22 protein-coding genes are annotated in these 23473 nt (G+C 48.4%); 10 read left to right on the top strand and 12 right to left on the bottom strand.

What is annotated here, in order from left to right:
- Positions 1 to 156 precede the first annotated feature (156 nt).
- Together FTU69_RS11750 and FTU69_RS11755 are read left to right on the top strand one after the other, a co-directional pair.
- The gene (locus FTU69_RS11750) at positions 157 to 816 is read left to right on the top strand and encodes an HAD family phosphatase (RefSeq protein WP_005182034.1); all 660 of its coding nucleotides are present in this window, start codon (positions 157 to 159) and stop codon (positions 814 to 816) included.
- 183 nt (positions 817 to 999) lie between these two features.
- Positions 1000 to 1248, top strand: a complete 249-nt coding sequence (locus FTU69_RS11755) for a DUF2789 family protein (RefSeq protein WP_005182035.1) — start codon at positions 1000 to 1002, stop codon at positions 1246 to 1248.
- Between the two features lie 76 nt (positions 1249 to 1324).
- Here FTU69_RS11755 and ovoA read toward each other — a convergent pair whose 3' ends face one another.
- From ovoA to FTU69_RS11770, 3 genes are all read right to left on the bottom strand, one after another.
- A complete protein-coding gene (gene ovoA, locus FTU69_RS11760; RefSeq protein WP_180103927.1) occupies positions 1325 to 3499 on the bottom strand; it encodes a 5-histidylcysteine sulfoxide synthase in 2175 nt (724 codons plus the stop codon).
- A gap of 137 nt (positions 3500 to 3636) precedes the next feature.
- Entirely contained in the window at positions 3637 to 4503 is an 867-nt protein-coding gene (locus tag FTU69_RS11765) for a LysR family transcriptional regulator (RefSeq protein WP_168381739.1), read from the bottom strand.
- A gap of 205 nt (positions 4504 to 4708) precedes the next feature.
- Positions 4709 to 4945, bottom strand: coding sequence for a DUF2061 domain-containing protein (locus tag FTU69_RS11770; protein ID WP_005182043.1), 237 nt, complete (start codon positions 4943 to 4945; stop codon positions 4709 to 4711).
- A gap of 257 nt (positions 4946 to 5202) precedes the next feature.
- On the opposite strand from FTU69_RS11770, the gene leuC reads away from it, so the two are divergent.
- The 4 genes from leuC to leuB all read left to right on the top strand — a co-directional run bounded on the left by leuC (position 5203) and on the right by leuB (position 9147).
- Positions 5203 to 6636: a 3-isopropylmalate dehydratase large subunit gene (gene leuC, locus FTU69_RS11775; RefSeq protein WP_005182046.1), complete on the top strand. Its 1434-nt coding sequence runs from the start codon at positions 5203 to 5205 to the stop codon at positions 6634 to 6636.
- A gap of 75 nt (positions 6637 to 6711) precedes the next feature.
- Entirely contained in the window at positions 6712 to 7362 is a 651-nt protein-coding gene (leuD, locus tag FTU69_RS11780; RefSeq protein WP_005182049.1) for a 3-isopropylmalate dehydratase small subunit, read from the top strand.
- Between the two features lie 101 nt (positions 7363 to 7463).
- The gene (locus tag FTU69_RS11785) at positions 7464 to 8027 is read left to right on the top strand and encodes a hypothetical protein (protein ID WP_016659592.1); all 564 of its coding nucleotides are present in this window, start codon (positions 7464 to 7466) and stop codon (positions 8025 to 8027) included.
- 40 nt (positions 8028 to 8067) lie between these two features.
- A complete protein-coding gene (leuB, locus tag FTU69_RS11790) occupies positions 8068 to 9147 on the top strand; it encodes a 3-isopropylmalate dehydrogenase (protein WP_005182055.1) in 1080 nt (359 codons plus the stop codon).
- A gap of 80 nt (positions 9148 to 9227) precedes the next feature.
- On the opposite strand, the gene FTU69_RS11795 is transcribed toward leuB, so the two are convergent.
- Together FTU69_RS11795 and infA are read right to left on the bottom strand one after the other, a co-directional pair.
- Complete coding sequence (locus tag FTU69_RS11795) at positions 9228 to 9623, bottom strand: hypothetical protein (RefSeq protein WP_127799033.1); 396 nt, start codon at positions 9621 to 9623, stop codon at positions 9228 to 9230.
- A gap of 163 nt (positions 9624 to 9786) precedes the next feature.
- Entirely contained in the window at positions 9787 to 10008 is a 222-nt protein-coding gene (infA, locus tag FTU69_RS11800) for a translation initiation factor IF-1 (RefSeq protein ID WP_001284370.1), read from the bottom strand.
- 230 nt (positions 10009 to 10238) lie between these two features.
- Between infA and FTU69_RS11805 the strand changes: the two genes are divergently transcribed.
- Positions 10239 to 11246 (top strand): AraC family transcriptional regulator, encoded by a 1008-nt coding sequence (locus tag FTU69_RS11805; RefSeq protein ID WP_005182061.1) that lies wholly within the window; start codon positions 10239 to 10241, stop codon positions 11244 to 11246.
- A gap of 135 nt (positions 11247 to 11381) precedes the next feature.
- Here the strand turns inward: FTU69_RS11805 and truA are convergent, their stop codons facing one another.
- From truA to asd, 5 genes are all read right to left on the bottom strand, one after another.
- Complete coding sequence (gene truA / locus FTU69_RS11810; RefSeq protein WP_180103928.1) at positions 11382 to 12179, bottom strand: tRNA pseudouridine(38-40) synthase TruA; 798 nt, start codon at positions 12177 to 12179, stop codon at positions 11382 to 11384.
- Between the two features lie 18 nt (positions 12180 to 12197).
- Entirely contained in the window at positions 12198 to 13166 is a 969-nt protein-coding gene (locus FTU69_RS11815; protein WP_180103929.1) for an asparaginase domain-containing protein, read from the bottom strand.
- Between the two features lie 46 nt (positions 13167 to 13212).
- Positions 13213 to 14559 (bottom strand): fimbrial protein FimV, encoded by a 1347-nt coding sequence (locus FTU69_RS11820; protein ID WP_180103930.1) that lies wholly within the window; start codon positions 14557 to 14559, stop codon positions 13213 to 13215.
- A 66-nt stretch (positions 14560 to 14625) separates the two neighbouring features.
- Positions 14626 to 16038, bottom strand: a complete 1413-nt coding sequence (locus FTU69_RS11825) for a FimV family protein (protein ID WP_180103931.1) — start codon at positions 16036 to 16038, stop codon at positions 14626 to 14628.
- A 125-nt stretch (positions 16039 to 16163) separates the two neighbouring features.
- Positions 16164 to 17282, bottom strand: coding sequence for an aspartate-semialdehyde dehydrogenase (gene asd, locus FTU69_RS11830; RefSeq protein ID WP_005182074.1), 1119 nt, complete (start codon positions 17280 to 17282; stop codon positions 16164 to 16166).
- A gap of 194 nt (positions 17283 to 17476) precedes the next feature.
- Between asd and FTU69_RS11835 the strand changes: the two genes are divergently transcribed.
- Positions 17477 to 18604, top strand: a complete 1128-nt coding sequence (locus tag FTU69_RS11835; RefSeq protein ID WP_016659584.1) for an endonuclease/exonuclease/phosphatase family protein — start codon at positions 17477 to 17479, stop codon at positions 18602 to 18604.
- A gap of 339 nt (positions 18605 to 18943) precedes the next feature.
- On the opposite strand, the gene lpxL is transcribed toward FTU69_RS11835, so the two are convergent.
- Both lpxL and FTU69_RS11845 read right to left on the bottom strand, forming a co-directional pair.
- A complete protein-coding gene (gene lpxL, locus FTU69_RS11840; protein ID WP_016659582.1) occupies positions 18944 to 19879 on the bottom strand; it encodes an LpxL/LpxP family Kdo(2)-lipid IV(A) lauroyl/palmitoleoyl acyltransferase in 936 nt (311 codons plus the stop codon).
- A gap of 100 nt (positions 19880 to 19979) precedes the next feature.
- Positions 19980 to 21890 carry an ATP-binding cassette domain-containing protein gene (locus FTU69_RS11845; RefSeq protein ID WP_180103932.1) on the bottom strand — a complete coding sequence of 637 codons (1911 nt, stop codon included), beginning with the start codon at positions 21888 to 21890 and terminating at the stop codon, positions 19980 to 19982.
- Between the two features lie 35 nt (positions 21891 to 21925).
- Between FTU69_RS11845 and FTU69_RS11850 the strand changes: the two genes are divergently transcribed.
- Together FTU69_RS11850 and FTU69_RS11855 are read left to right on the top strand one after the other, a co-directional pair.
- Positions 21926 to 22171 carry a SlyX family protein gene (locus tag FTU69_RS11850; RefSeq protein ID WP_005182087.1) on the top strand — a complete coding sequence of 82 codons (246 nt, stop codon included), beginning with the start codon at positions 21926 to 21928 and terminating at the stop codon, positions 22169 to 22171.
- A gap of 221 nt (positions 22172 to 22392) precedes the next feature.
- Positions 22393 to 23415, top strand: a complete 1023-nt coding sequence (locus FTU69_RS11855; protein ID WP_180103933.1) for a hypothetical protein — start codon at positions 22393 to 22395, stop codon at positions 23413 to 23415.
- The last annotated feature ends 58 nt before the right edge of the window (positions 23416 to 23473 follow it).

The raw sequence follows: 23473 nt of genomic DNA on the forward strand, positions 1-23473 counted from the left end.
TGCCTTTGCTTCCGGGGATTTTTATTTCTGTATCCAACACGAAAAAAAGCAAAGTTTAAAAATGTTAAAATTGCTATGATCTTAACGAATTTCTATCGACTAGCGGAGATAGATTTACAAATTTTTTCTTAAATTTCAGTTTTTACGAGTATTTTCATGAAATTGGCGCTATTTGATCTCGATCACACCTTGTTAAATACAGATTCGGATCATTCCTGGGGTGAGTTTTTAGTCAATGAAGGTCTGGTCGATCCGGTTCATCACCGCGCCATGAATGACAAATTTTATGAAGATTACAAAGCTGGCCAGCTTGACCCGATTGCCTATAACGAATTTGTATTCGAATTTCTGACCCAGCACGAGTCACACTACCTGACCGAACTGCATGAGTTGTTTATGCAAAAAGTGATTCGTCCACAAATGCGCCCGGAAGGTTTTAAGGCGATTCAGCGTCATCGTGAGGCCGGACATGCCCTGGTCGGTATTACCGCGACTTCGGATTTTATTACTGCACCAATTTTCCGTGAATTTGGCATTAGCGAAATCATTGCCACCAATGCTGAAGTGGTTGATGGCAAATATACCGGTAAAGTGATCAATACCGCCTGTTATCAGCAGGGCAAACTGGTACGTCTGGAACAGTGGCTGGCCGGACGTGAGGTGACCGAATCCTGGGCCTATTCAGATTCAATTAATGACCGTTTCTTGCTGGAATATGCAGACCACGCTATTGCGGTGAATCCGGATGATCGTTTGCGAGCCTTGGCGGTCGAGCAGGGCTGGGAGATTCAGGACTGGTCGATTGCTGCCGAATAAAAGCGCAGTTCATCTACACCAAGATCAGCAGACAGGGCCGCTATAACTGGCCCTGTTTTTTGTCTGAGCTGGTTGTCATCTATCTTGCAAATTTATGAAAAGGTGAATTTTTTTTAACAGCACTAGGATTTGCAGTTTTATATGCTATGGTGAAGACAAGAACAACAACAGGGAGATTCACGCATGCGCCAAACCCGACCAAGAATGACCAATCTGTTTGAACAACTGGGCCTGGACTCCAGCGAACAGGCGATTCAAGATTTTATCGGCCAGCATCAACTGGCGGCGGAAATTCATATTATGGATGCAGAATTCTGGAGTGATGGTCAACGTCAGTTTTTAGCTGAAAAAATTGCCTCGGATGGGGAATGGGCCATTACGGTCGACCAGCTGAATGAAGCGCTGCATGAAGACTCTGTGCCTCGCCGTTAAATCGTTCGTTTAATCCTCCAGATCATCAGGCCAAATCCAGAATTTGGCCTGATCCTTCGCTTTCTTTTCTATCTGTTTACGCAATCCGTTCCCAGAAGCTGACCTGCGCATAGGTATGCTGAAACTTGCGCTGGGTTTCCCGAATCACGAAGGGGATTTCCTGTGGTTCAGTTATTAAACGGAAATGCGGCTCTAGCAAGGCTTTTAAGCCATCCAAACTGCTCCAGTTTTCGCCATCTTTTTTAAAGCCACCCAGCCATTCACTGCGGACGGTATGTTCTTCCATCCATGTATAGGGCGAGCTGAGCATCAGAATACCGCCCATATTCAGCCGTGTATGAATCTGGCTTAAAAACTGCGCCGGATGATGCAGCCGGTCAATTAAATTGGCCGCCAGAATAAAATCATAGCCTCTGAAAATCGCTTTAAGATTACAGGCATCACCCTGGTAAAACTGGACTTTGTCCCGCACGTCGGCCAGTCCAAGTTGAGCCAAGTCACAGGCATGATAATCCACCAGTTCACCTTCGGTGCAGATGCTGTAATGCAGGGTTTCGCCCTGTGCCAGTTTGACGCCGTTCTGGATAAAGCGCGCTGAAAAATCAATCCCGACCACTTCATCAAAATAACGGGCCAGTTCAAAGCTGGCGCGTCCGGTGGCACAGCCAATATCCAGTGCTTTACGTCGTGGTTTGTCAGCCAGCTGGGTCAGGGCCAGTTGCACCAGTGTCTGGGCAAAATTGGCTACGCCAAAATATTCACGGCCATACTGAAATTCCAGATATTCAGACACCAGCCGGTCGGTTTCATATTGAGATTGAATCGCCAGCGGCTCCTGATCAGAAACCACATAGCGGAAACCGGCATGCTGGAAAAAATGCCGGCGAAAGGCATAGCGTGAGGCCAGTTCGGCTTCATTACCGGCAGAAATCCAGGAGCCACCTTTGATCAGATTATGCCGGCCATCAAAGGTTGGGGTGCTGAAATCATCATAAATCGGATGCACCACAAAACCGGGAAATGGATAAATCGGGGTTTCGGTCCATTGCCAGACATTGCCGCGCAGGTCATAAAAATCGCCATGCGGGAAGGTATTGACCGGACAGGAGGAAGCACCATAGGCCAGCGCCAGATTGGCAGGTGCAGACGGCTCATTTACGCCAGCCAGCTGTACCAGCCGATACCATTCCTCTTCGGTGGGCAGTCGTACTGGCTGACCAGTTTGCTTCGCTTTCCAGTGGCAAAAGGCTTTGGCCTCATGATAATTCACCTCCGCCGGCCAGTCCCACGGCATCGGGACTTCTTCGGTCATCAGCCGGAGTGACCAGTCCGACCCGTGTTTACGCCAGAAGGTCGGATATTTGGCCTGGGCAAAGCTGCGCCATTGCCAGCCTTCATCTTCCCAATAGCTCGCGTTCTGATAGCCCCCATCTTTAACAAAGGCCAGAAATTCCTGATTGCTGACCAGATAACGGCTGGCCGCAAAGGCCGCTACTTCTGCCTGATGCTGGCCATATTCATTGTCCCAGCCATAAACCGGGGCGTGCCGGTCTTTACCGAGCTGTACCCGGCCGGCTGCCACTGGAAGCAATGCGTTCTCTGGTGCGGTGCTAGTCAGGGTATTCGGCCGCCATGGTGGCTGTGTCTGGACATAGTCAAGTGCATGCTGGCGAATCAGCACGGAGGAGGTTTCCAGATGAATCCGCTCGTGTTCAATGCCCATCAGAATCGACCACCACGGATGCTGCCAGTCAATTGGCGTGCTCAGTGGTGCCTGTTCAATAATTTCCAGCACCGTGGCACGCACCTGATCGCGGTAGTGTTTCACCTGCGCGGGTGTCGGCCAGTCATAACGGCTGTCATCCAGGTCATCCCAGCTCATCTCATCCACACCCACCGCAAAGATGGATTCAAAATGTGGATTGATACGCTGTTCAATCAGTTTGCTGAGCAGCAGTTTGTTGATGAAAAATGTCGCGGTATGGCCATAGTAAAAAATCAGCGGATGGCGCAGCGCAATCGGTTTGCGATAAAAGGCCTCATCGCCGTTGAGGCAGCTAAACAGTGATTCATAACAGTCAAAGGTTTGCAGAAAATATTGCTTGAGGGTGGCACGTAGCGTATCGGCTTGTGTGACATCCAGCCGTGGACTGGGCTGTAAAGGCTGTGCACTGCCGGCTAGGCGCTGCTGGAGCGCCTGGGCTGAACTGAACGAAGGGGAATAGGCAAGCGGGGAAGTGGTCTGGTTCATCGCTCTGCTCCTGCATCATTTTTTATAAAGATCCTGGTGTCTTGTACGGGCACCTTGTCTTTTCAAATTACGCCAATTTGGAGCAGCGTGCTGTTTTGTTCAGTAACTGTACAGAAGGATGCGGCCGGTCGATGAACCTAGTCCGGCTGCTGCATAAAGTTAACCAGCGCCTGCGCCGCTTTGGACTGTGTGCGTCCCGGATGCCAGACCATGCCCAGCTGGCGGTTCATTTCCAGATTAATATCCAGCTGTTGCAAGTCCTGATTAATCAGGGTTTTCGGTAACACTGACCAGCCCAGTCCAATCGACACCAGCATACGGATGGATTCCAGCGGGTTATTGCTCATGGTGATTTTTGGCTTCACGCCCTGTTTTTCAAACTCGGCCAGGGTAATCTGGCTGGTATAGGTTTGTGCTGCTGGTAGCAGGCTCGGGAACTGGGTTAAATCTTCCAGCTTCAGTCTTTTCTGCTGGGCCAGCGGATGAAAAGGCGCAGCCACAAACACCAGCGGATCATTCCAGATGGTGACATATTGCAGCCGGTCATCACCTTGCGGCGGCAGGGTTAAAAAGGCCAGTTCCAGATCACCGGCCAGCACCTGTTCATGCGCCTGTTCCGAATCGACAAAATGCACATCTAAGGTGACATCGGGGAAATCCTGGACATAGCGACGTAAATGATTGGGTAGATGATGCAGGCCAATATGATGGCTGGTGCCAATTTTCAGGCGACCCTGCACCTGACCCTGTTCATGGCTTAAAGTATGATGAATATCGCCCAGTTCATTTAGCCAGTTTTTGACTTTGGGTAACAGCGAATGCGCAGCATGGGTTGCCTGCACGCCACGGCCGGCCGACTCAAACAGCTTGACCCCAAAATATTCTTCCAGGCTATGAATCCGTTTGGTGACTGCGGGCTGGGTAATAAACAGCTGATCGGCGGCCAGAGAAATCGAACCGGTTTCCATGACTTTTACAAAAGCTTCAAATGCTGCAAGATTCATCGCAATCACCTATAAAGATTTTTTATGCTTAAAATTATTATTTAGAAATTTTTAGAATTAATCAAAGATTATTTTTCTATAAATTGAAGTTCAACAACCATAACTTGAATATAAATATTTTAAAAACAGTAATTTAAGTTATATTAAAATAAAAAAGATCATCCTGAAGATGATCTTTTGGGAGGAACACCGGGCGAAAAATAGGCTAGGCGGTGATTTCCTCTGTGCCGTCTTGTGCTTTCTTTTCCCACATGCGTTCATGAATAAAATAGGCCACCGCCTGTACTGTTGGTTCCAATAAGCTTAAGGTAATGGCCATCCACAGACTGCCGGTAACGAAATAGCCGACAAGCATGGCCACCGTAATGTGCATCACATAGTAGCTAAAAGTCTTTTTAAACATTCGCTGGTTGTTTGCGACAAAGTTTTGAATATGCGCCATGATGATGTTCCTCGTATCTACAATTCAGTGCTGATAACATCATCATAGTCAGTACGAATTAATTTGTAAAAACGAATATTTTGTAAAATTCAATCGGAAAATTGAATTTTTAATCAGATGTTAATCTGAGCAAAAATCAATTATATTTATTCCATAAAGTTTTTTAACTGATAAAAATGATAAATTAGATTTATGTAATTGTGTGGTTATAATCGAAATTAATGACAGAATTACCCAGTCCAGTGGAGCACATCGACATGGCAGGCGAAACCCAAAAAGCAAAAACATTATATGACAAATTGTGGGATGACCACTTGGTAAAACAGCGTGATGATGGTTCGGCTTTATTGTACATCGACCGTCATTTGTTGCATGAAGTTACCTCTCCACAGGCCTTTGAAGGTTTGCAACTGGCTGGCCGTCAGCCATGGCGTTTAAGTGCCAATATTGCGACTCCGGACCATAATGTACCGACCTCGAAAAAAGAGCGTGAGCAGGGCGTAGCCGGTATTGAAGATGATACTTCGCGTATTCAGGTGCAAACCTTAGACGATAACTGTAAGACTTTTAATATCGTTGAATTTGATATTAACGATATCCGTCAGGGGATTGCTCACGTGGTTGGACCAGAGCAGGGTTTAACCTTGCCGGGAATGACGGTGGTATGTGGCGACTCGCATACCGCGACCCATGGTGCCTTTGGTTGTCTGGCACACGGGATCGGAACTTCAGAAGTTGAGCACGTGTTGGCCACGCAATGTTTAATTCAGAAGAAAATGAAAAACATGCTGGTACGCGTAGATGGTCAGTTGGGTCAGGGCGTGACCCCGAAAGACGTGGTGCTGGCGATTATTGCCAAAATTGGTACAGCAGGTGGTACGGGCCATGCCATTGAATTTGGCGGTCAGGTGTTCCGTGATATGTCGATTGAAGGCCGTATGACCGTGTGTAACATGGCAATTGAAGCCGGTGCACGTGTCGGTATGGTCGCGGTTGATGAAAAAACCATTGAATATGTAAAAGACCGTCCTTATGCACCAAAAGGCGAGCAATGGGATCAGGCTGTGGCGTACTGGAATACCTTGCATTCAGATGCCGATGCGCATTTTGATACTGTCGTGGTATTACAGGGCGAAGAGATTGAACCACAAGTGTCTTGGGGTACTTCACCTGAAATGGTCATTCCGGTTTCTCAGGCAGTACCAACTTTGGAACAGGCCAAAGATGAGGTACAGCGCAATGACTGGACCCGTGCTTATCAATATATGGGCTTAACTGCTGGTCAGGCTTTGGCAGATATCCAGCTGGATCGTGTCTTTATTGGTTCATGCACCAACTCGCGTATTGAAGATATCCGTGCTGCGGCAGACGTGATTAAAGGCCGTAAAGTAGCGCCAAGCATTAAACAGGCGATGGTGGTACCAGGTTCTGGTTTGGTCAAACAGCAGGCAGAAGCAGAAGGTTTGGACAAGGTCTTCCTGGAAGCCGGTTTTGAATGGCGTGAACCAGGCTGCTCGATGTGTCTGGCCATGAATGCCGACAAGTTACAGCCAGGCGAGCACTGTGCATCGACCTCAAACCGTAACTTTGAAGGTCGTCAGGGCAATGGTGGTCGTACCCATCTGGTCAGCCCGGCCATGGCAGCAGCAGCGGCAATTGCCGGTCACTTTGTGGATGTTCGTTCATTCTAAGTTTAAGCCCTCATCCCAGGCCGCTCCTTGCTGGAGCGGATGTGAGAGAGACTACGGATTCATTGGAACATAAATATGAAAGCTTATACCGTTGAACAGGGTATCGTTGCACCTTTAGACCGTGCCAATGTCGATACCGATTTAATTATTCCAAAACAGTTCTTGAAATCAATCAAACGTACCGGTTTCGGTGACAACCTGTTTGATGAATTGCGTTATTTAGATGAAGGCTATCCGGGTCAGGACAATTCAACCCGTCCTAAAAACCCAGATTTCGTCTTGAACCAGCCGCGTTATCAGGGCGCCAGCATTTTAATTTCACGTGCCAACTTTGGTTGCGGTTCCAGCCGTGAGCATGCGCCGTGGGCTTTAAGTGAATACGGCTTGCGTACAGTCATTGCCCCAAGTTTTGCGGATATCTTCTTTAATAACTGCTTTAAAAACGGCATGTTACCGGTGATTTTAACCGAAGCGCAGGTTGATCAGCTATTTAAGGAATGTGCAGCCAATGAAGGTTATCAGTTAACTATTGACCTTGAAGCACAGGAAGTCCGTACGCCAAACGGTGAAGCATTCAAGTTTGAAGTTGATCCATTCCGCAAGCATTGCCTGTTAAACGGTCTGGATGATATTGGTTTGACCTTGCAAGATGCCGATGATATTCGCGCGTATGAGGAGAAAACCAAAGCCGCGCGTCCGTGGGTGTTTGCGGAAATTCAAGCTTAAGTTATTTCGTAAATAGGCATAGCACGGGCGTCGAACTCTTGTTAACATTCAAGGCATAATAATTTAAATATTCTGCTTTTTGATGAGGTTGGGCTCGGGCTATGTTGAAGGTTTTTCGTCGGCTTGCTGTATTGGGGGGAGTGGCTACGCTGTTAACAGCATGTCAAACCTGGGATACAGCACGTCTAAAACAGGTAAAAGAGACACAGGCATCCCAATCCAATGCACGTATTTATTGTTCAGGTACCGAGCATTGCGAGTTTGAGCGCTTGAACCGGGTCATGATCATGGATGCTGAAAGTCAGCGTCTGAGTCGTGAAGCCATCAAGCAGGGACTGGTGCGCTTGCAGGCAGATTCACTACGGCAGCCTAATCCGCTATATCTGTCGGTTCCAGCTAAACAGCATGAAGTGGTGATCCGGTTCTATCCGATTTCCCGTGATCAGGCCGAAACCCTGCACGTCATTCATCAGTTTAAGCCGCGTCAAACGTACACTTTTAAAATGTACCGTGACCGCAGCAAGCATAAAGGCAGTCTGCTGAATGTTTCGGCGCCAGAGCCGCTGTGTGTGGATCTTTTACAAAACCAGAAAATTATTCGACGTTTCTGCAAACCTTATAATGTCTTACATGGACTGGGGGAATTTGTGGAACAGAAAATTTAGTCTCCACAGTCGTTGACTGCTACAGGAAATGGAAAAACTCATGTCAAAACATATTTTGATTCTTGCCGGTGACGGTATTGGCCCAGAAATCGTCACAGCAGCGGAGCAGGTGCTTACGCGTGTTAATGAAAAGTTCAATCTGGGCTTGACGTGGGAACAGGGATTGTTAGGTGGTGCCGCGATTGATGCGCATGGTTCACCTTATCCGGATGTGACGTCTGAACAGGCGAAAAAAGCCGATGCTTTATTGCTCGGTGCAGTTGGTGGTCCAAAATGGGATACGATTGAGCGTTCGATCCGCCCGGAACGTGGCCTGTTAAAATTACGTAGCGAATTAAACCTGTTTGCTAACCTGCGTCCAGCGATTCTGTATCCGCAACTGGCTGATGCGTCTAGCTTAAAGCCGGAAATTGTATCGGGTCTGGATATCCTGATTGTACGTGAACTGACGGGTGGGATTTACTTTGGTCAGCCACGTGGTATTCGCGAGCTGGAAAATGGCGAGAAACAGGGCTTTAACACCGACGTCTATGCTGAATCAGAAATCAAGCGTATTGCCAAAGTGGCTTTTGAAATGGCCAAACTGCGTGGTGGTAAAGTCTGCTCGGTGGACAAAGCCAACGTGCTGGAAGTAACTGAGCTGTGGAAACAGACCGTGACCCAGTTACACGCTGAACAATATCCAGAAATCAACCTGTCACACATGTATGTCGACAATGCGGCAATGCAATTGGTACGTGCACCAAAACAGTTTGACGTACTGGTAACCGGTAACCTGTTTGGTGACATCCTGTCTGATGAAGCAGCAATGCTAACCGGTTCTATTGGCATGTTGCCATCTGCCTCTCTGGATGAAAATGGCAAAGGCATGTATGAGCCATGTCATGGTTCAGCACCAGACATCGCTGGCCAGAACATTGCCAACCCGTTGGCGACCATCTTGTCTGTGGCAATGATGCTGCGTTATACCTTCCGTGAAGAAGCTGCCGCGAAAGCGATTGAAGATGCAGTGGGCAATGTGCTTGATCAAGGTTTACGTACGGCTGACATCATGTCTGAAGGCATGAATAAAGTGGGTACTCAGGAAATGGGTCAGGCTGTGGTTGCGGCATTGGGCTAAGTCTCGACAGCAAATCAAAAAACGCAGCTGCAGGCTGCGTTTTTTTATGGCTATTGAATAGCTAGGTCTAGATTCAGCGCTTAACAGGTGCGACCGGTATAGTGTACAGAGTGGGCAATATTCTGTTCCAGCCGGAACACAATCTGGCAGTGCAGGTTAACATCATAGCTGTTGGCTGGGCCAATGGGCGCTGGAATATGGGCTGGACCGGTGGCCGGGGCATTCGCTACAGGAATCGGAATGCTGATTGGGCGTATAACGGTGTAGGTGAGCGCCTGTGGGCTGATTTGTGGTGAACTGACCTGTTCGTAACCGAGCAGGCTTAAATCGAGCTGCTGGCGAATCTGCTGGCTGGACTGGCCGACAAATTGGGCCAGATAGGCATCACGTTCAGCTCGGGTACTGGACGGCGTGGTTACACAAGCGGAGAGACTGAACGCGAGGAGCGCCAAAGCAACGGAGCGAGAGACAAACATGCGCGATCTCCATTGAATAAAACTTCATTCTAGGCAAGGACAGCCTAAAAATATGTGTATATTCGATAAGCGGCAGATCTTGACGCCATTTTTCGCTATTACGCAGCATCAGCAGCCAATAAAAAAGCCACTGTTGAAGGTGGCTTTTTGCTTGCGCTAAAACTTAGCGTGCACGATAGGTAATACGACCTTTCGTTAAGTCATAAGGCGTCATTTCAACTTTCACGCTGTCGCCAGTTAAAATGCGAATATAGTGCTTGCGCATTTTACCTGAAATATGGGCAATCACCTCGTGACCGTTTTCTAAACGTACACGGAACATAGTATTAGGAAGCGTTTCGGTGACAACGCCTTCGAACTCGATGAGTTCCTCTTTATTGGCCATAGCCTACCTGATGATCAAATTGGAAAGGCGCAAATTATAGTCAATTTTTTTGAAAAAATCAAGGTGAAACCCGCCGCAGATGAATCATCTGTCAGTAAAATAAGCGAACAAAACATTTAAATTTTTTCTACAAAAAAACGTGGTGGATGGTTGTCAGTTTGGTCAATCACAGTTAATCTAAAATCAATCTTTTTAAGTATAAATGAAGAACATACAAGGAAGGTCTTTGCGTGGGTCAGCTAACTGATGCATCGGTTGTATTGCGATTAGGCTACCAAGCGATTCGTCGTGCCGGTTTGCCAACCGAAGAAATATTAACAAAAGCAGGTGTCGCACTTAATCAGGTTGAGGCCAATGATCGTACGCCTTTGGGCGCGCAGTATGCGTTTTGGGTGGCGGCGGAAGAAGTCAGCCGTGACCCGGATATTGGTTTGCATCTGGGTGAACATTTGCCGCTCTATCGTGGTCAGGTGATTGAGCATCTGTTTATTTCTTCGGAAAATTTTGGTGAAGGTTTAAAACGGGCATTGGCCTATCAGCGTTTAATCAGTGATGCCTTTGATGCCAAACTGGTGATTGAAGATGACCGCTGTTATTTAACCAATGGTCAACAGCCGTGGGCTGACAATATTGTCAATCGTCACTTTTCTGAATGTGCCATGTCGGGCATTTTGCGTTTCTTCAAGTTTATTACCGAAGGCAAATTCCAGCCGCTGTATATCGACTTTAATTTCCAGCAGGGCGCTGCCGATGATGAATATTTCCGGGTCTATGAGTGCCCGGTCAGTCTGGGGCAGAATGAAACACGACTGTATTTCGATCCCTCTATTTTAGAATATCCGCTGTGGCAGGCCGAGCCGGAGCTGTTGCAGTTACATGAGCAGCTGGCGCTGGAGAAGCTGCAGGAACTGGCGCGTTATGATCTGGTCGGTGAAGTACGCCGGGCGATTGGGTCGACCCTAGAAAGTGGGGAAACCACATTGGAAACCGTGGCAGCGCAGCTGAATATCACGCCGCGTCGTTTACGCACCCAGCTGAGTGAGGCCAATACCAGTTTCCAGCAGATTCTCTCGGATTATCGTTGCCGTCTGGCTAAAAAACTGCTGGCCAATACCAATGAAAGCGTGGAGCGGATTGTGTATCTGACCGGATTTTCTGAACCGAGCACCTTTTACCGGGCTTTTAAACGCTGGACCAATGAAACACCGGTCGAGTACCGGAAACGTAAACAGCGTTAAGCATCTCCGCAGTCCCCCTTGATTAAAGGGGGATTTTTTTAGAGTTGCCGCTTGATGCAAGGGTGACTTTCGTTTTTAAAGCTTGGAGTGGCAAGAATGAAACCACTCCCTGAGTAAAAGGGGGGCGGAATACAATTATTCCGGCATATTCAGCCAATGCGGACCTAAAGGCACTTGAGGCAAGTCAAACTGCTCTGGATAGTGCGCCTGGATAAAATACAGGCCATCGGGTGGGGCGGTAATGCCAGCCGCTTTACGATCCTGTGCGGCAAAAATTGTATCAATATGCTCAATATCATACATACCTTGGCCAATTTCCAGCAGACAGCCCATGATATTCCGCACCATATGATGCAGGAAACCATCGGCCTGAATATCGAGCACCAAATAATGCCCATGACGGATCAGGCGGCAATGGCTGACGGTGCGGACCGGCTGATTGGACTGACAGGCTGCGGCACGAAAACTTTCAAAATTATGCGTGCCTTCAAACTTTTGCGCGGCAGCAATCATCTTGTCGACATCCAGCGCATAGTAGGCATGGGTGACCTGTTTATGCAGCAGGGCCGGGCGCTGTGGATGGTTATAGACCACATAACGGTAGCGGCGCGCACAGGCCTTAAAGCGGGCATGAAAATCCATGTCCATAGCCTTAATCCACTGAATGGCAATGTCTTTGGGTAACTGGCTATTGGCTCCCATCAGCCAGCCACGTTCAGGGCGAACGGCTGTCGTGTCGAAATGTGCCACCATGTTGGTGGCATGCACGCCGGCATCGGTGCGGCCAGCGCCATGCAGGATAATCGGTTCATCGGCAATTTTAGAGAGGACTTTTTCCAGCGTTTCCTGCACGCTCGGGACGCCTGGTTGCTGGGTTTGCCAGCCCCGGTAGCGAATACCACAAAATTCAATCCCGACCGCAAAACGTTGCATATTCACCTCAAATTGGCCTTAGTCATACCAATGCTGTTGCCATTGTTCTCTGCGCGGGTATTGTAAATACATTTTTAATGCTTTTGCATACAGATCTGCATGTCCAAAGCCATCATTGACTAAAATTTTACTGTCCTGAATCCAGCTACTGATCGCATAACGCTGATCCAATAGGCCAAATGGTACTTGGGTGGTCAGAATCACGGCACAATCTTGCGTCTGTAAGGATTGTAGCAACGTCAGGAGTGTTTCATTTACAGCCAGGTTACCGGTGCCAAAACCTTGTAAAATCAGGCAATGCGGTGGCTGCTGGGCGATCAGTTTCAAATTGGCGAGCTGCTGCTCTAAACCAATCGGCTGCATCATCACACTCATGCAGTTGAAGTGTTGTGCTTTGTCCAGATCTGCAGCTTGTACCAAGTAGGCGGCTTGTTCTTTTTGATTTAAAGCACTGCTGGCGGCCTGACCCTGAAAGGCATTCAGCTCGGTGGTATGACATTTTAAGGCGCTGCGACCATGGAAACACTGATGATGAAACGCCAGATACACGCCAACCGGCAATTGCAGCACTGATTCCAGGGCAAAATTCAGGTTATCCAGCGCATCACTGAAGTCACGGGTGTTCTGTCCATCTATGGTCAGCAGTGGATACTGGCTGCCAGTCAGCACCACATGTGCAGACTGCGCGATAAAGTGTGCCAGCACGGCACTGGCATAGCTTAAAGTATCGGTACCATGAATGATGACAAAATGCTGAAACTGTTGTAACTGCAGCTGCTGGATAAACTGCACCAGACGTAACCAGTCGGTCGCGGTACAGCGGCTACTGTCCTGAATCACCGGTGCCACAAAACATTCCACCGACAGATGTAGCGGTAGCACATGGCGCAGCTGGGGAAGAAACTGTTCTGCAGGCATGGGGCTGAGTGGCTCGCCGACACAGCCAAAGGTACCGCCCATATAAATTAATGCAATTTTTTTCATCATAAAAAAAGCAGCCAAGGATGACTGCTTTATCTTAGTGAGATTTGCTTCAAGAAGCTATTTGATTGAGTAACTTCGTGGCGTGTTTCTGCTGTGCTGCAGAATAGTTTGCTTCTTTTTCTGCCAGCAGGGCACGGGCTGCATCATAGGCACCCAGCTCAATATATTGCTGAGCCAGATCCAGATTCAGCTGGATTTCATTGACTTCGCCCAGTTCCGGGAAGGACTGAATCAGTGGATCATGCGGATCCACTGCAGTTGCCGCCACCGCAGCAATAGCGGGCTCTTCAACCATTGGTGCTTCAGGTGCTGCTGGTGTCGCTTCAATGGTTGGTGCGCTATCTAAGTCAAACTGGAACAGCGGTGCAGTGTCTGCTGGTGCGGTAACCGCAGGTTCTACCGGCTGTTCAGCCACCGGTGTAGGACTGATCGAGAAATCAAAACTAAAGTCTGATTTTTCTTCCGCAGGTGGGGTGGTGACGGCCGGTGTGGTCGCAGGTGTGGCTTCAGTTGCGGTCTTTTCCAGCTCAAACGAGAAATCCAGTGCCTGAGGTTCTTGTGCCGCCGGAGTCACTGGCTCAACCGGTGTTACCGGTGCAGCCACTTGGGTGCTGTCAGCCGAGTCAAAAGACAGATTAAATTCAAGAGGTTGAACCTCTTCTGCTTTTGCTGGCGCAGGGGTGTTAACAGGCGCAGCCGAGGTACTTGGGGTAAATTCCAGATCTGGTACCGGAGCACTTTCGGTTTTTGCGACTGGCGTTTCGGTTTTGAGTGACTGTTGTAACTGGTCAAATGACGTGCTGGCTGTGCTTGAACTGCTGGATTGAATCAGTGCATCAAAATCCGCAGGGGGTTGTGTTTTTGCGCTAACTGGTGTTTCAGAAAATGCTGCAGTAGTTGGCGCTGCAGAGGCCGGTGTTTCTGCTTTGGTTTGAGAAGCTTTCTGTGCTTCGATTTTAGCTTCAGCCTGAGCCAGAATATCTTCCAATCCCAGATTCTTCAGATGATCCAGCAATTGGCGGGTGGCAAATTCATCTTTTTGGGTCAAATGCACATCCAGTAATAGCAGATACAGTTCATGCAACGACGGGTCACGTTTCAGCGCCTGATTAATCTGCGCTTCGGCCGAGAAAAAGTTACGGTCACGAATCTGGGTCTCAATGGTCTGGCGTAAATCTGCCGGAAGTGGTGTGCTTCCTTGTGGTTCGGCAACAGGCTCAGCCACTACGGCAGTTTTGACCGTAGTTTTCTTCGTAGTGGTGCTTTTCTTGGCCTTGGTTTTACTGGCTGCAGCCGGTTTTTTTGCTGCTGGTTCGGATTCTTTATTGGCTTCACGCTTTTTTAACACCAGCGCGATGACCAGTAACAAAATAAATGGAATCACATAAATCAGCATGTTGCTACCCCTTAGGCAGAGAGGGATAAACCATCTCTCCTGAAAAAAATCATGTTGAGTAATACGTTAGAGTTTTGGCTTATTTTCGGCTTGTTGCTTTTTCAACTGTTGTTGCAATTCAGCAAGACGCACATTGAGTAATTGAATTCTTTGATCCTTCTGACTTAATGCCAATTCTAACTGTGTTACGTTTCTCTGTAATTTAACGGTTTTCTCACGCGCTGTCATAACTTTTAGTGACAACTCTTCTGAGGTTTGCGCGCTTTGTGTGTTCTTTTTGGCAGAACCTTGGGCAGAATCTTGCTGATTTTCTGCCACCAGGCTCATTTCGGCCTGACTGATCCGGTATTTGGCCTTGCCAGACTGGCGTGAAGGCTGAGTTGCTGGGATCGGCACGGTCTTTTTCGCGGCTTTTTGCCCGCTGCTGACGGCCTGTAAATTCAAGGTGGCACCGCGGCGTAAACGGTTGGCATCGCCCTGAATAAAGGCATGTTCATTATGGGCTTTAATCTGTTGCATCACTTCGCCGACCGGCTGCTGGTTCTCTGCGGCGATACGTGAGGCAATGGCCCATAGCGATTCATTGGATTGCACCACATGCCGTGCTGTGGTTGATGCTGGCGCAGATGGAGCTGGCGCTTTGGGTGCTGTAACCGGTGCCGGCTTTGCCGGTGCTTGCTGTTGCTGCGCTTTTAACTGCTCGGCATATTTCTTGACCAGTGGATCTGCTGAAACCGAGGCAGATGTATTTACGGCAGCTGTGTTGCCCGCGTTATTTGTAGAGGCCGGTTGAGCTGATGTCGCCGGAGTTGATGGCGTAACCGCTGACACAGGGCTTGCAGCCGGCTGTGCTGCTGCGCTGACAGCTGGTGTGGTTGATGGACTTAAAGCCGGTGGCGGGCTGGCTTGAATCGCTAGGGGTGCTTCTACACTGCGCGTGGTGCTGGCAGATGCCGTGGCTGCAGTATAGGCGGTACTAGTCGGCAAGTTTAAGGCAATGTCCCGTTCATTCACGACCATGACCGGTGTTAGTGGCTGCTCTTTCGGTTGCAGCTGCGCGCGTTGTTCTGCCAGGGTACTACGTTTCAGTGAGGTTTTAATATGCTGTAAACGCGTGGCCGAGCCTTCACGAATTTTGACCACAATATTCAATTCGGTATCGGTCAGTGGCCGAGATGAGGTAATGGTAATGACCCCGTTGCCGGCACCATCACGTCGGGTAAAGAAGTTTAAATGACCCGGTGGACGATGGCTGGCACCAATGGCCATCAAGTCTTCTGCCGAGGCCAGACTGACTTCAATTGGCGCATTGACATTGGACTGACGGAAGTTCATTTCAGCATACAGCAATTCCCCAGGTGCTGACTGAATCTGAACAGGATCGACATTAATCGCATGAATATGTTGTGAGGCAAGAATAGCTAAAATCGCGATCTTTAATTTGTTATATACGGTCATCTTAATCGTTAGCTCGGTCATTTATCGCATAGCGAAAAGAATAGATTAGCGAGTTGTAAGTCGATTGTAAAATATTTACAGGCTAGTTACATAAAAAGCCGATCTTTTCAGATCGGCTTTTTGTAATTTACTTTTGCTTAAAAGGCTTACGCGTTTTTGTAGTCAATTAAGATGCGTAGCATACGGCGTAATGGTTCTGCCGCACCCCAAAGCAACTGGTCACCGACGGTGAACGCGCCCAGGTATTCTTTACCCATGTTCAGCTTGCGTAAACGGCCCACAGGAACAGTTAAGGTACCGGTTACTGCAACAGGGGTTAAATCTGTCATAGAGGCTTCACGGGTATTTGGTACCACTTTCGACCAGTCATTGGCGCTGGCGATGATATCTTCGATTTCATCCAGAGGTACATCTTTACGCAGTTTCAGGGTAAGGGCCTGAGAGTGACAACGCATGGCACCAATACGGACACAGTGACCATCAATTGGTACGATTTGCTGGTTGCCTAAAATCTTGTTGGTTTCAGACTGACCTTTCCATTCTTCTTTCGACTGGCCATTTTCCAGCTGTTTGTCGATGTATGGAATTAAAGAGCCAGCAAGCGGTACACCGAAGTTGGCTGACGGGAAACCTTCGCCACGTTGCAGTTCAGCAATTTTAGAGTCGATGTCCAGAATTGGAGAACGTGGGTCATCTAGCAGTTCTTTGGTGTTGTTATACAGGTAGCCCATACCGGTGATCAGTTCACGCATGTTCTGCGCGCCCGCACCCGAAGCTGCCTGATAAGTCATCGAGGTTGCCCATTCCACCAGATTGTTCTGGAACAGACCGCCTAAGCCCATCAACATGAGTGAAACCGTACAGTTACCGCCAACAAATGTTTTGGTGCCTTTCACCAGACCATCTTTAATCACGTTCATGTTCACCGGATCAAGTACGATAATTGCTTCATCATCCATACGCAGGGTAGATGCTGCATCAATCCAGTAACCGTTCCAGCCTTCAGCTTTCAGTTTCGGGAACACGTCTGAGGTATAGTCGCCACCTTGACAGGTAATAATGACATCCATTTGCTTCAGACTGTTAATGTCCGTTGCATCCATAAGTGCTGGGGCAGTTTTACCGCCAAACGCTGGTGCTTCACCACCGGCATTACTGGTAGAGAAATAAAATGGCTCAAAATGAGCAAAATCATTCTCTTCAACCATACGTTGCATAAGGACGGAACCTACCATCCCGCGCCAACCGACCAGACCTACTTTCATGTCACTTTGCCTCGGTGCGTAAAAAAACAAAAAGGAGTATGAGTGTATCAAAAGGGGACACAACTGCAAGCTCTACATAATCAAAACATCATTATTATTGAGTGAAATAACTTGTTTGTGTTACATACAAAATTGATAACGTTAGATTTCTATTTAAAAAAAAAGAGAAAAATGAACTTTCTAAGTAGGTGCATATGATTTGGGTGGAAATGCTGGCCATTTTCGTCATCTGGATCAGCTTCTGGTCGCTGATTCCGCGGGATGAATGGTGGTTTCGAGGTGCCGATTTTCCCAGATTGCAGGTTCTGGTGCTGGGGATTGTGGCCTTTGTGCTGATGCTGCTGTGGGATGCGGCCTGGGATACGCCGCGCTATGTGATTTTAACCGGCCTGATTGCCGCCCTAGCGTACCAACTGAAAATGGTGCTGCCTTATACCTTTATCTGGAAAAAGCAGGTCAAAAAGGTCAAGCCGGAGCAGTTAAATCCCGATCAGCAAATTTCATTAATGGTTTCCAATGTATTGACCACCAACCAGAAATATCATCTGCTCATTGCTGAAATCCGGAAATACCAGCCCGATTTGGTACTGACGCTGGAAACCGATACGGTCTGGCAGCAGCAGCTGGCGGTGATTGAACCGGATTATCCTTATCGCGTGCCGGTGCCGCTGGACAATTTATATGGCATGCATCTCTATAGCCGCCTGCCCTTAAAAGAGACTGAAGTGAAATTTATCCTTAGCGATGAAATTCCGTCAATTCATACCACGGTCATCTTGCGTTCAGGCCAGCCGGTGCAGCTGTATTGTCTGCATCCGAAACCGCCGAGTCCGACTGAAGCCAAAGATTCGACCCTGCGTGATGCCGAGCTATTAATTGTCGGCGATCAGATTAAAGATCTGGATGAAAGCTGTATTGTGATGGGCGACCTGAATGATGTGGCCTGGTCCCGCACCACACGTCTGTTTCAGCGCATCAGTGGCCTGCTGGACCCGCGCGTCGGCCGGCATTATGTCAATACTTTCCATGCAGATTATCCCTTATTGCGCTGGTCGCTGGACCATGTGTTTCACAGTACCGATTTTGCCTTGGTGGAGATGAAGCGTTTGCCACATATGGGCTCAGATCATTTTCCGGTCTATGTGGTGTTACAGACCGGTCGGGTGTTTGAGCACATTCAGGAAGAGCTGGAACAGACTGAAGCCGATGAAGAAGAAGCGCAGGAGGCGATTCAGGAGGGTATTGAAAAAGCCGAGCGGGAAGAAAAAATCGTGACCGATGATTTGGCTCAGGATTATAAGCAGGGCAGCAAGACGCCATGAAATTTGAGGAAAAGTGTAAGAAATGGCTTACACAGATTTAGGCCGATGGCCAATAGCTGAAACCGAGCAAGCTGCGTATTCTAAGCATATCGGCAGATGGAGTTGGGAAAGGAGAGTCCCGTTAAGGAAGTTGAAGCCGGTGGATTGTCATCATGGAGATGATGCAGGAATGGAAAGCCAGAGATAACAACAAAAAAGTTTTGAAAGCACAACCTCATAAGCCCGAGTTTTGCAGGATGCAGAACTCGGGTTTAACTTTATGGGCTGTCGTGTCCTGGTATTTTGATCAGCATATGGTATTTGACTCGCAGAAAGATTGGCTTAATACAGCTGTATTGCTTAGTACAGCTGCTCATAGCCTTGTGGACGGGTCTTAAAACGGCGATGAAACCACATATATTGAGTCGGCGCGATGCGCAGCTGACGTTCAATAATCAAATTAACACGCGTCGCATCATCGACTTCATCCTCACTTGGTAAACGCTCAACCGGTGGCTCAATCAAGACATGATATTTCGGATTTTTAAGATCACCATGGCGGTAGAAATACAGCGGAATTGCGGCGGCTTTGGTCATTTTCAGTAAACGACGATGCGCAGTCACGGTGGCTGCCGGCACGCCAAAGAATGGCGCCATTACGCCTTGTTTCAGGCCAAAATCCTGATCCGGACTGTACCAGATGGCATGGCCATTTTTCAGGTTACGTACCAGACCACGCATATCATCATGGTCAATCTGATGGGCATAAATGGTGGCCCGGCAGCGGTAAATCAGCATATCTAACAGCGGATTGTTCTGCGGACGATAGACCACATCGGGTTCAAAATACTGGGCACATAAATAGCCGCCGGCATCAAGCAGGGTCGAGTGGGTGCCCAGCAACAAGACGCCTTTGCCTTCCGCTTGCGCCTGCTGAATATATTCCAGACCTTCAATACTGACCCGGCCCTGGAACCATTTCGGGCTATACCAGGCATTTAGGGTTTCAAATACGCCAATCATCTGGTCAACAAAAACCTGGCGCGCGTTGTCCTGCACCTCTTGCGCAGACCATTCTGGAAAGCAAAGCTCCAGATTGCGGACAGTGGTTTTACGGCGTGAATGCAGATAGCGAAACGCCAGCTGGCCCAGCCACTGGCCTAAACGGTACTGAATGGCCCACGGCAAGATTGCCAAAATCATCAGGAAGATAATACCGATCCAGATGCTCCAGTATTTCGGTAGCAGAAAGGACCATTGAAATTCACCAGGTTGATAATCTTGCGGTTGCGGCATAGTGACGTTTTAAAATGAAGGTTAAATGCAGTGTAGCATGAACGATTTTGAAGATGAAAAGCATCTGCCGCTGTCCGGCAGATGCTGTGAAGCGGGTGAATTAACAGCCTTTGCTCATATTTTCCAGCTCATCCCAGCGTTCCAATTTTTCCAGCAGAATCTCTTCAATTTCTGCCAGACGCTGCGAGGCTTGGGTTGCAGCTTCGGCATCGGATACAAACCAGGAACCATCAGCCAGTTTCTCTAACAGTTCAGCCTGTTCTGTTTCCAGCGCTTCAATTTCAGCCGGCAGCTGGTCCAGCTCACGCTGATCTTTATAGCTGAGTTTCTTTTTCACAGGCGCCGGAGCAGCTTCTACTTTTGCTGCTTCTGCCTTGGCCTGGGCCTTTTTCACCGCCATTTTCTGGTCAACCACGGTTTGATCCGGACGCTGCTGTAAATAGTCCTGATAGCCGCCGACATATTCTTCAATATGGCCTTTGCCATCAAACACCCAGGTCGAGGTGACCACGTTGTCCATAAAGGCACGGTCATGCGAAATCAGCAGCAAGGTGCCTTTGTATTCAGCCAGCATTTCTTCCAGTAGTTCCAGCGTGACCATATCCAGATCGTTGGTCGGCTCATCCATCACAATTAAATTGGATGGTTTCAGCAAGAGTTTGGCCAGTAGCACGCGGTTACGTTCACCGCCGGACAAGGCTTTGACCGGGGTACGCGCACGTTCCGGGTTAAACAGGAAGTCTTGCAGATAGCTGTAGATATGACGGCGCTGTCCATTGACATCAACAAAGTCGGAACCTTCAGAAACGTTGTCCTTGACGGATTTTTCCAAATCGAGCTGGTTACGCAGCTGATCAAAATAGGCAATTTCCAGCTGGGTGCCGATTTTAACGGTACCGCTGTGTTCTACTTCATCCAAAATGGCTTTAATCAGGGTGGTTTTACCGACCCCGTTATCTCCGACCAGACCAATCCGGTCGCCACGCATGACAATGGCCGAGAAGTCTTTGATTAGCGGCTTGCCATCATAGCTGACGCCCAGATGTTCAATATCAAAGACCAGTTTGCCTGAACGCGCAGCTTCCTGTACGCCCATGTTGACTTTGCCTTGCTGGAAGCGACGCGCTTTGGATTCTTCGCGTAAGGCTTTCAGGGCACGAACACGACCTTCGTTGCGGGTACGACGCGCTTTAATACCCTGACGGATCCAGGCTTCTTCTTCGGCCAGTTTTTTCTCAAACAGGGCATTCTGTTTTTCTTCTGCTTCCAGCTGCAGGGCTTTGAGATCCAGATAGCGTGAATAGTTGCCTTCATAACTGCGCAGAATCCCGCGATCCAGTTCGACAATACGGGTTGCCAGACTGTCGACAAAGGTCCGGTCGTGCGAAATAAACAATAAGGTCAGGTTGTTCTGATCGAGCAGGAATTTTTCCAGCCATTCGATACTTTCAACATCTAAATGGTTAGTCGGCTCATCCAGTAACAGGATGTCCGGTTGGGTCAGCAGGGCACGGGCCAGCAGCACGCGGCGTTTACGGCCACCGGAAAGATCTGCCAGATCGGCATTCGGGTCCAGCCCCATTTTGCTTAAAATAGAGTTGACCTTGTTTTCCAGTGCCCAGCCATCAAGCTGATCCAGTTTGTGTTGCAGTTCACCCATGCGCTCGCAGGCGGCCATATCGCCCAGTACGCAGGCATCATTGGCGGCATGATAGGCACGCAGGACTTCTGCTGCTTCACCGGCACCATCGGCGACAATATCGGCAACCTTGCCCGAATCCATCGGGACATCCTGGGTGAGCATGGACACGGTTAAGCCATTTTGAATCGAGACTTCACCGGCATCGGGCAGTAAGCTTCCTTCAATCAGTTTAAGTAAGGTAGACTTACCTTCACCATTACGGCCGATCAAACACACTCGTTCGCCACGTTCAAGAGTAAAGTTCGCGCCGTCGAGCAGGGCGGGTCCACCAAACGCGAGTTGGACATCCCTTAGGGTAATATAGGCCATAGTGTTTCCTGAAAAATCTCAAATGAGGATTTAAAATGACTAAACAACAAAATCTAAATGATCAGGCGTCATTTTCCGCACCCATTGAAGATTTGCAAGTCCGAATTGCATTTTTAGATGATTTAGTTGAACAGCTGAATGAGCAGGTGACTAAACAGAATCTGGAAATTGCCGACCTCAAGAAACAAATGCAGCTGCTTTATCAACGGGTTGAGTCGGCTGACCTGTCAGAAGGCATTGCTCCCTTCGATCCGCTGACCAATATTCCGCCGCATTATTAATCTGTCAATTGCTAGAGCATCCCGCACAATCTATGAATACACCCGCAGCCTGAATGCGGGTTTTATGTTGAGGTATCTATATAAAGCGGGGGCTAGTGGGGCGGTTTAGCTCCAGTCGCTTTTGAGGCAGCGATCACAGCGCCGCAATAAAAAAATTTGACCTTTATCTCACTTCCGGCTCTAATGCCCACTTTCGGCTCTCAGATCCTTTATTTTTTGTCATGACCCAGAAAGTTGTACTTTTAGATCTTGAACAGAATATGCCTACGGCACAACTGCTGCGCGATATTCTGCAGCATTATTCGACGCTCTACCTGTTTAATTGTGCCGGTCGCTTTGAGTACGCGCTGGATGACCTGACTGAATTGGCCAGCTGGATGAACAGCGCTCAGGTGGTGGTGCTGGAAACCCCAGAAGCGCCACATAAAGAGTTTGAATATGCCGTGGTGGTCGGGCAGTTAATGGCATTACTTGAGCCAGATAGCCATGTCGAAATTATTTCGGCCCAGGACAGCAGCGATATTCTGGTGCAGATGCTACAGGCCTCGAATATCAGTGCCCATCTGATTCTAATTCAGCCAGAAGATGCGGCGCAGCCACTTCATACGCCAAAATACAGCTTGCCGAGTATTGCCACCATCCAGCAAAAACCGTATTTGCAACTGGTCAAAAAATATTACGATGCTCTGGCAAAAATGAGCGGTAAACCGAATACGGTCGAGAAGCTGAAAAACTCTCTCAGCAATATTTTGCAGGTGGTGCCGGAAAAAGCCCAGCGTCTGGTCGGTTTGTTAATTAATCTGAAAATTATCAAGCGTTATGATGAGCAAATTGCCTTTCGCAAGAAGGTGCTGAAACAGTGGATTCAGCTGGATTTAAATGCCTCTGCTGAAAAAACACCGGTGGCCAGCAGTCTGGATCAGGCCTTAAAACAGTTACAGTCGACAGAAAGCGGAGCTGCTCCTGTTATTGAACAGGACTCTGTCGCCGCGCCGATTCAAAGTGCGCAGCAGCCGCTGTTTAAAAACTTTGACCAGATTGATCCGGTACAGCTGGAAGTGGCGCGTAAACTGCGCGAACTGAAAGCCGATAAACCCAAAGATATTTATGCCTTGCGTGACCTGTTAGAACAGATGTTTCCCCAGTCCGACGTGCGGTTATTGCTCAAGGAACTGCTGGAAAAAGGCTATATCTACTGGAATGGGCATGAAGTGGTCTATAGCCACGAAATGTTCCTGAATTAATTTTATCGTGCAAACTTGCGTTTTATATGGCGCTTATGCAACTCTAATAAAAGAACAT

Source organism: Acinetobacter sp. YH12134 (assembly GCF_013418555.1).
Lineage (GTDB): Bacteria > Pseudomonadota > Gammaproteobacteria > Pseudomonadales > Moraxellaceae > Acinetobacter > Acinetobacter indicus.